Annotated in this window: 7 protein-coding genes and 1 pseudogene; 2 read left to right on the forward strand and 6 right to left on the reverse strand. The window is 52.3% G+C overall.

Going from position 1 to position 8,012, the window contains the following annotated elements; all coding sequences use genetic code 11:
• Nucleotides 1-221 precede the first annotated feature (221 nt).
• Nucleotides 222-1,001 (reverse strand): OBAP family protein, encoded by a 780-nt coding sequence (locus tag CXF87_RS10980; protein ID WP_232774891.1) that lies wholly within the window; start codon nt 999-1,001, stop codon nt 222-224.
• 199 nt (nt 1,002-1,200) lie between these two features.
• On the opposite strand from CXF87_RS10980, the pseudogene CXF87_RS22405 reads away from it, so the two are divergent.
• Nucleotides 1,201-1,409: pseudogene (locus tag CXF87_RS22405) on the forward strand (mannitol dehydrogenase family protein); the annotation flags it as partial.
• Nucleotides 1,410-1,568: 159 nt separating this feature from the next.
• Entirely contained in the window at nt 1,569-2,777 is a 1,209-nt protein-coding gene (locus CXF87_RS10990) for an amino acid deaminase (protein WP_101146666.1), read from the forward strand.
• A gap of 20 nt (nt 2,778-2,797) precedes the next feature.
• Here the strand turns inward: CXF87_RS10990 and CXF87_RS10995 are convergent, their stop codons facing one another.
• From CXF87_RS10995 to CXF87_RS11015, 5 genes are all read right to left on the reverse strand, one after another.
• The gene (locus CXF87_RS10995) at nt 2,798-3,478 is read right to left on the reverse strand and encodes an HAD family hydrolase (RefSeq protein ID WP_101146667.1); all 681 of its coding nucleotides are present in this window, start codon (nt 3,476-3,478) and stop codon (nt 2,798-2,800) included.
• On the reverse strand, nt 3,475-4,449 hold the full coding sequence (locus CXF87_RS11000; RefSeq protein ID WP_101146668.1) for a 2-hydroxyacid dehydrogenase: 975 nt from the start codon (nt 4,447-4,449) through the stop codon (nt 3,475-3,477). Before CXF87_RS11000 ends, CXF87_RS10995 begins: the two co-directional genes overlap by 4 nt.
• A gap of 47 nt (nt 4,450-4,496) precedes the next feature.
• Nucleotides 4,497-5,480, reverse strand: a complete 984-nt coding sequence (locus CXF87_RS11005) for a sugar kinase (protein WP_101146669.1) — start codon at nt 5,478-5,480, stop codon at nt 4,497-4,499.
• Nucleotides 5,481-5,570: 90 nt separating this feature from the next.
• A complete protein-coding gene (locus CXF87_RS11010; RefSeq protein ID WP_101146671.1) occupies nt 5,571-6,581 on the reverse strand; it encodes a LacI family DNA-binding transcriptional regulator in 1,011 nt (336 codons plus the stop codon).
• 72 nt (nt 6,582-6,653) lie between these two features.
• On the reverse strand, nt 6,654-8,012 hold a 1,359-nt coding region (locus CXF87_RS11015; protein WP_101146672.1), incomplete at its 5' end, for an HD domain-containing phosphohydrolase.

Consider the following 8,012-nt stretch of genomic DNA (forward strand, 5'->3'; position numbering starts at 1 on the left):
CCTAGCTCGTTACTTTAAGTTTCCTTGCTTTACTCTTGGTTTCTTTAAGTTGCTTTCAATGACAGTAGCCATTCACAGTGGAAATTTTCAGCCCAGTGAGTTAGAGCGCAAGCAATGCGCAGTTAGCCAGCAACACATTTAGATATATTCCGCTTTATGTGTGACGCCGTAGTCGGCCACCGAGATCTAGATCTTCCACTAGGTTTTCTCGCCAAACTATTTTAATAAGAAGGCTTGGCCTCGACGCCAGGGATTGGCTTTGTTGGCCTAGAAAACTCGCCTTTCAAGGCATCAATGCCCCTCTGGGGCTTTGCTAATGGCACTAAATCTTGCCGTGCTCTACGCCGCTCTTCGGTATCAATGCCCATCCGTTGGTCGCGTTCCTCAATCAGGCCAGGTTGCGCCTCACCGTCACGATTGAACGACCACGCCAGAGAGGGTTCTCCAAGGGGTAATGAAAGTTCATTGCCCTCACTATGCGCTGTACCCCACGTATGCCATGTTTTACCGTAGCTGTTTACCTTACTTTTCATAAGTTCATGTTCGGCGACTACTGGTAAATTAGGGGCAACCAACTGGCCGGAAAGAATTTCACCGTTATGCGGATGCCAGTATTGTTTCTCTTCTTCTGGGAGTTGCTCAAAGAGTTTTTCAGAGATGATGTATTCAATACCGTTTAGCTTCGCATCATCAGTATTGCCGTCGTAAAGAGCGCACTGCAAGAAGTCTTCGTTTACCTGATCACAGAAGTGATGGGCCTCAAACTGATGCAGTGGCTCTTTTTTTAGCGGATGAAAACCGACGAGGTAAACATTAAGACGCGATGGGGGAGCGTCCGTTTGCATCATGCTTGCTCCTGCTTCTAATAATTGAGATTTTGCACTCTCAGCTCTACCAGGAACCTCGGTGGTCGAGTGCGTCTCACCCATGCCGGTGCAGCCAGCTAGAGTAAAGATCGATGCGACAAACGTACCGTAATGAAAGCCATTAATGTTGAGCATAAAATCACCTTGTATTTGGCTATAAACATATTTCTTTTTTTTATGTTAGCCCGTTGACGGTGGTTTTCAATTGAGTGCTCCATGTTTGATCTTTGATAAATTACGCCAACCGCCGCGTGTCTTATGCATTGCAGGGGAGGGGCCACGGAATCATTGTTAGAGGTGATTGTTCTTTATAAATTGGAAGAACAGTGGGCGACTAACGGTGACCGAGAAGGGCTACTTTTTAAGCCCCGCTAGCGGTGAGTAAAGAGTTGATGACCTAATGATCATTGGCGATATTGCCTCGCCCCAGCAGCCGCGCACCGCCGTGAGAAAGGCATTGCTCCCTTTACAGTGCTTTCTTGCGACAACATGCCGGATAACGGGAAGCGAACACACCAAGCGGTGGCGCAGCTAGCTGAGCAGGAACGTTTACCACTGCGCCCGCATCACGGCCATCAGCTCCTTGATGATAAACAGCGCAATACGGCACCCGGCTAGCCGCTTTTCGGGCGCCTGCGCGGTGTGGAGCTGGCGGTGCGTCAGTTAACACTCAGATAGGCGGCTACGTTCTAAAGGAGGCGTATGCGTTCACATGGATTAGCGGTAGATAAAGGCGGGGTGGAGCTCGGCCCTAATTTGTTGTCCGGTGTTAGCCTGCCCGCAGCGGTGGTGCATGAGGCTGCGCTCGCGCATAACCTGATATGGATGCAACGATTCGCAGAGGCTCACAGTGCTCACTTGGCGCCCCATGGAAAAACCACCATGACGCCCGCGCTTTTCCACCGTCAGCTTCAGGCGGGGGCGTGGGGTATCACCTTAGCGACTGCGCCGCAGTGTCGAGCCGCTTTTGCCCATGGCGTTACCCGGCTGCTGATGGCGAATCAACTGGTCGGCCATGCCAATATGGCCATCATCGCGAGTCTGATTGAGCAGGGTGCTACGTTTTACTGTGTGGTTGATAGCCATGAGAATGCGCGCCAACTCGGGCGCTTTTTTGCCGATCGGGGGCTGACGCTGTCAGTGCTGATTGAAGTGGGCGTGGCCGGAGGCCGCTGTGGCTGCCGCAATCAGCAGCAAATTCTTTCGCTGGCAGAGGCGATTGGCAATGAGCCAGCGCTCTCCCTCGTGGGGTTAGAGGGCTATGAAGGTGTAGTTCACGGGGATAATCCCGAATCAGGTATTCGTACCTATGCTAACTACCTGGTGGATGTTGCCGTAGAGCTTGAAGCTGCTGGACGCTTTGCTGAAGAAAACCCGATTGTCACCGCGTCAGGTTCCGCCTGGTATGACGTGATTGCGGAGTCCTTTCAGGGCGCACCACTGCAGGGGAAATTTAACCCCGTGCTACGCCCAGGTTGCTACATCGTCCACGACCATGGGCTTTATCGTGAAGCGCAATCGGCCGTATTAGACCGTCGGCCGGATTTGCAACAGGGGCTTGTGCCTGCCTTGGAAGTCTTTGCCCAAGTGCAGTCGCTTCCCGAACCTGGGCTTGCGATTGTGGCGCTAGGTAAGCGTGATATCGGACATGATCAGTTGCCCATTGTCCTGCGTCGCTACCGGGAAGCTGGTACGCCAGCGCAGCCGTTATCGGTGGCTGGCTGGGAAGTGACGAAAATCATGGATCAGCACACGTTCGTGCGGCTATCTGACGATGCCCAGGACGTTCAGATCGGTGACATCGTTGCGTTTGGTGCCTCCCATCCATGCCTGACGTTTGATAAATGGCGCCAACTGCTGCTGGTCGATGACGCCTTGAACGTGAAAGAACACATGGCGACCTGCTTTTAAAAGCCTCCTCGCTCCTGCCGCTAAGCGATAGCGGCGGTCGATAAGCGTGAAATTGCCGCTGGCAGTTCGCTTGCGTGATGAATCCCCACGGCGCCCTCGGGGGTGCTTTCCTCGTTCGGGAAATGGTTGAGATGAATAACGTGCATATCTGCCGCTAGGCCGGCTTCCACTCCCACGGCCGCATCGTCAATCACAATACAGCGTTGGGGGGCAAAGCCCATGGCGGCCGCCGCTTTAAGGTAAAGCTCAGGGTCGGGTTTCCAGACATTGAGGGTATAAGCGCTAAATAAATAACCTGCAAAGTGATGACCCAGCTGGGTGCTTTCCAGGGCGCAGCGAATTTTGCGCTCTGGTCCATTAGAGACCACGGCTTTAGAGTGGCTGCTTAACTGTTCTAACGCGGCGGGCATGCCAGGTATCGCGATAAGTTCAGTGCGCATGCGCGCTTCCATACGGGTTCGCATACCCGCCTCAAGCTGGGGAAAAGCGTCTTCTTCTAAAGCCTGAAAACGGTTTTCCAGCGTTTGGACAATCGTCTGGAAACGTACCCCTCTAAATTCGTCCATATACTGCTGTGCTGAGAAGGGTAAACCGAATTCGGGAAGGATCGCGCCCATCACCTCGGCAAGCAGTATTTCGCTATCCACCAGGGTGCCGTCGCAGTCGAAGAGTAAGCAGAAAGGCGAGGTATCAGTACTCATCGGCAGGCTTCCTCATTCACTAGGCTAATTGGGCGTTCGCCCTGCAGCGCTAGGCGAATATTGTCCACCGCGCGCTGGGCCATGGCGTCGCGGGTTTCATGGGTGGCGGAGCCTATATGAGGCAGGGCGACCACATTGGGCATCTTCGTCAGCGGTGACGTAGCGCGTAGCGGCTCCTGCTCAAATACATCCAGCCCGGCTGCTTGAATAACGCCGTTTTCCAAGGCGTCTATTAAAGCGCTTTCATCGACGACTTTGCCTCGGGCGATATTGATAAAAATGCCCGAAGGTTTCATCAGCGCGAACTCCTGGGCACCGACCAATCGTTCGGTTTCGGCCGTGAGAGGGACCGTCACGCAGACAAAATCGGCCTCGGCTAGCAGCTCGTTGAGTTCGCGACGCTGCGCGCCTAATTCGCTTTCTAATTCAGGTTTGGGAGAGGCGTTGGAGTAAATCACTTTCATGCCAAACCCTAGGGCGCCGCGCCTGGCCACCGCCTGACCAATGCGTCCAAACCCGACCATGCCCAAGGTTTTGCCATGTACATCACTGCCAAACAGTGCAGGGCCAATACTCGCTTGCCACTTGTCGGCTTTGACCCACTCTGCTAATTCAACTACCCGGCGAGCCGTGGCCATGATCAGGGTAAAGCCGGTATCGGCGGTGGTTTCAGTGAGCACATCTGGTGTGTTGCATAGCATGATGCCGCGTTTGGTCAGTTCATCAACAGGGATGTTGTCGTAACCAACAGAGATAGTCGCGATGACTTTCAATTTAGGCGCTGCGTCTAAAAGCTGAGGAGTAATCGCTAAGCCGGAACCTATAATGCCATGAACGTTAGCCAGTAGAGCGTGATTAGCAGGATCATTCAGTGCGGTCGTTTTCGGCAGCACCTCCACCTCAAACAAGCCGCTAAGCTCGGCTAACTGAGCATCGCTGAGTCGTCCTTGAACCACTAGTTGTTTTTTCATTGTTGTCTCCTGGTTATAAAGCGCTTAATAAAGCATAACGGGGCGAATTAAGCAGTGGGTTGATCGGTTTCAAGCGCTTGAAGTTGCTGGCGGTTAGGTAGGCCTTCCATATCGCCAACCACCTGAATGGCTTGAGCACCAATGAGGTTGCCCCGTTGGGCTGCTTGACGTGCCGAGCAACCGTCAAGCAGGGCGCTGATCACGCCGACAGCGAAACCATCGCCAGCACCTACGGTATCCACAACGTCTGCTACGTGGCAACCGTCTACCGTAAAGCTCTCTTCCTGCCCACCTAGGTTGCCGCGATAATAACTACCTTCCGGCCCCAGCTTGATGATCACCGCCGAGGCACCTTGATCCAGATAGTAGCCTGCTACGTCGTAAGGCGTCTTCTGCCCAGTGAGAAGTTGGCCCTCTGAAAGCCCAGGTAATACCCAGTCGGAGAGCATGGCAAGGGCATTGAGCGTCTCGCGCATGTCAGCTTCACTGGCCCACAGGCTGAGACGTAGATTGGGGTCAAAAGAAATACTGGCACCCTTAGCTCGGGCTTCTTTAAGCGTATGGTGAGCGAGTTCACGGGCAGAGGCGGAGAGGGCGGGGGGAATGCCCGTTGCATGTACATGGCGCAGGGCGCCGAAGTCAATTTCGCTAGCGTCTTGTGGGGTTAGGTAACTGGCTGCGCTGCCGCGACGAAAATACTCCACTTTTGGGTCTGCACCGCCAAGTGCACGCTCTTTAAAAAGTAGCCCGGTGGGGTGCTGGGTATCTGTATGAAGATGACGGCAATCCAGACCTTCGTTTTCTAACGTATTGCGAATAAAGTCGCCAAAGCTATCACTGCCCACACGGCTTAACCAGCCGACATGAAACCCTAAACGCGCCAGACCAATCGCCACATTGGTATCTGCGCCTGCAATCCGGCGCTGGAAATGCTCAACCTCGGAAAGCTTGCCGGGGGAGTCAGCCACGAACATGGTCATGGCTTCGCCAAAAGTGAGGATTTCTGGTGGGTTAGTAAAGGAGTGGGACATGGTCAGTCATCTCTTGATGTTGTTGGTCGTCGGTTAATGGGAACGATACCATTTGTGTTGCTTTTATAAAGCTTGGGCGATCATAAAATGCTAACGCCGGGTGGAGCCTCTTGCGATTAGGGTAGGTGCAAAACTCAATGTTGTCGGCTGCGGCGATGTTTGAGATGTAATTCTATGCCTCAAGCAGTGAAGCGCCGTTTTCCCGATAGCATCGGTTGGCTGGGCAAGCGTGGTTATGCCAGGAGGCACTAGATCGCACCAGTCGAGTTCATCAATGCCCATTAAGCCGACTTGACCAAGCGGTAGGCCTAGCTGCTGGAAAAGGCGCGTTACTGTCAAGGTCACATTGCCGTTGCCACACAGTACGGCACAGGCGTGTTGGGGATGGGCGGCTAAAAAATGGCTTAGCGCCTGGAGCACGTTGGTGTCACTTGTTAACAGTAGCGTTGTATGGCTTAACTCACGCTGTTGGGCTCCCTGGTTAAAGCAGGCCAGCCGTCGTTGCCGTGTGCTCGACTGCTCAAGGGCTTCACTGACATACAACACGGCTTGGTAACCCTGGGTAGTAAGGTGATCAAGTGCGCTATCAATCGCTAGCTGGTTATCAAGCCCTACTACTTCTGCATCCACATTACTGACTTCGCGGTCTAGCAGCACGACTGGCGTTCCATGGCTGATGAAAGCCTGTAGTTGGGTTTCGGGGCTGCCGGTGGCATTAACCACTAAGCCTGCCACCTGATACGCACCCAGAAGGTCTAAATGCTGGCGCTCCTGCTCAGAATCATTGTCGGTATTGCATACCAATAATGAGTAGCCGTACTGGCGACATGCTTGTTCGACACCGTGGGTAATCGCCACGGAAAAAGGGTTGCGGATATCCGCTACCAGCATCCCGATGAGTTTGGAGCGCCCACCCTTCAATCCACGCGCCATTTGGTTGGGCTGGTAATCTAGGGTGCTTGCTGCCTGGGCAATGCGGTTCTGAAGAGTGGGCGATAGACGTGCCCGTTCATCGCCAAAATAGCGCGAAACGCTGGTTTTTGAAGCACCGGCTAAACGAGCGACTTCAAGAATGGTAGAACGCCGAACTGCAGATGACATAATGGCCTTCATGAAATGGGAACGGTTCCATTTTGAGTATGCTTAACATCAAAAGCAACGGTGCATCGTCAATTAGGCGTGGTTAACCATATGAATATCGTAATCGGAGGGGTTCACCGTGCCCTCCAGTCGACCAATTTGGGTGAAATCATTGTTCTCAAGGACGGTATCAATAGACGTATCTTTGAAAGACAAATTTTTAATGACGTTTACTTTGCAGGGCATACCCTTAGCGTCAACATCCATAATCCAGGCTAGAAAACCGTTTGAGAATTTAGCCAAGCTGCCGATGGGGTAAAGGCCAAAGTGTTGGATATACTCCACAAGTAATGATTTCTCATAAAGACTAGGAAGGTCATTAACCCAGCGATAGGCATCAAGCGGCTGTCGTGGCTGTTGACTGTTTCGCTCATGGGTTAATTTGTTGATAATTTTTATGACACTGATTAAACGCACCTGCTCTGACAATACATCTGCGGTTTTACCGTCCGGATAGCCACTGCCATCCAGACGCTCGTTAGCATTTAAAATAATGTCACGGCAGGTGGGGCTGGGCGCCCACCCAAGGCTTGAAAGCTTATGATCCAGTGCTTGCACGTGCCCTTTAAGTATTTCCGTTTGTGACGGTGACATATGCATTTTAAGTGAGGGCAGTTTCTCACTAATCAGCAGTGGCTTGCCCATGGTGTGCAGTAGGGCGCCAGCTACCGCTTCTCGTGTCTGAGAGTTGTGTGGGTCACGACTGATTAATATCATCGCTAGTTGACTCGCCACCTGTACGGCATGGCGTACCCACTCGGGCTCGTTATGCAAAAATGCCAGAGCGTACTTCACTACTTTCTGATCTTGGTTAATCATATATAGGAGACTATCAACACACTCATAGAGGCTCTCCTCGGGCAGCATATCTCTACTTTTTATAAACATTAATATGACTTGTAGCTGGTGAGCGATTTCCTGAATGCCTCGTAATAAAGGAGTTTTTTGGGTGTTTTGGATCTGCTCCCGCTCTTCTTTGTGCTGTAACTTCTTCTCTTTAGCATCTGCTATAAAAAGCCGTGACTTCACCCGTGAAGCATTATCTTGCAGGCCCGAGCGAAAAGCGGCTTCGAACTCAGATTCCGATACATAATGGAAAAGTGTCTCGGTCATAGTGGCTGTCATATTAATAAACTCAATACCAATGGCCGCATAATCATGGCTACCAAAAGGACGCATATGACGGATACGCCCCTCGGCCGTGAAGGTATCGCCATTGGGAAACTCGAGGGTCACGCCTGGCAGTCTCTGATTGACGGTGAGTGCCATGCTGTCTTCAAGACTGACATATACCAGGCAGCCCCCCACCGATAAATTGCGTACCTTGCCTTCAAGGTAAAGTTCATGCAAAAAAACGTTAAGGTGCGCACGGGCTTGCATGCCAAGAATGAA

Source organism: Halomonas sp. MES3-P3E (genome assembly GCF_002836035.1).
In the GTDB taxonomy this organism is placed as follows: Bacteria; Pseudomonadota; Gammaproteobacteria; order Pseudomonadales; family Halomonadaceae; genus Vreelandella; species Vreelandella arctica.

Bases quoted from the DNA above. Each gene is read 5' to 3' on its own strand.
- CXF87_RS11005 (WP_101146669.1), bottom strand. From the start codon at position 5,480: ATGTCCCACTCCTTTACTAACCCACCAGAAATCCTCACTTTTGGCGAA.
- CXF87_RS11010 (WP_101146671.1), bottom strand. From the start codon at position 6,581: ATGTCATCTGCAGTTCGGCGTTCTACCATTCTTGAAGTCGCTCGTTTA.
- CXF87_RS11000 (WP_101146668.1), bottom strand. From the start codon at position 4,449: ATGAAAAAACAACTAGTGGTTCAAGGACGACTCAGCGATGCTCAGTTA.
- CXF87_RS10980 (WP_232774891.1), bottom strand. From the start codon at position 1,001: ATGCTCAACATTAATGGCTTTCATTACGGTACGTTTGTCGCATCGATC.
- CXF87_RS10990 (WP_101146666.1), top strand. From the start codon at position 1,569: ATGCGTTCACATGGATTAGCGGTAGATAAAGGCGGGGTGGAGCTCGGC.
- CXF87_RS10995 (WP_101146667.1), bottom strand. From the start codon at position 3,478: ATGAGTACTGATACCTCGCCTTTCTGCTTACTCTTCGACTGCGACGGC.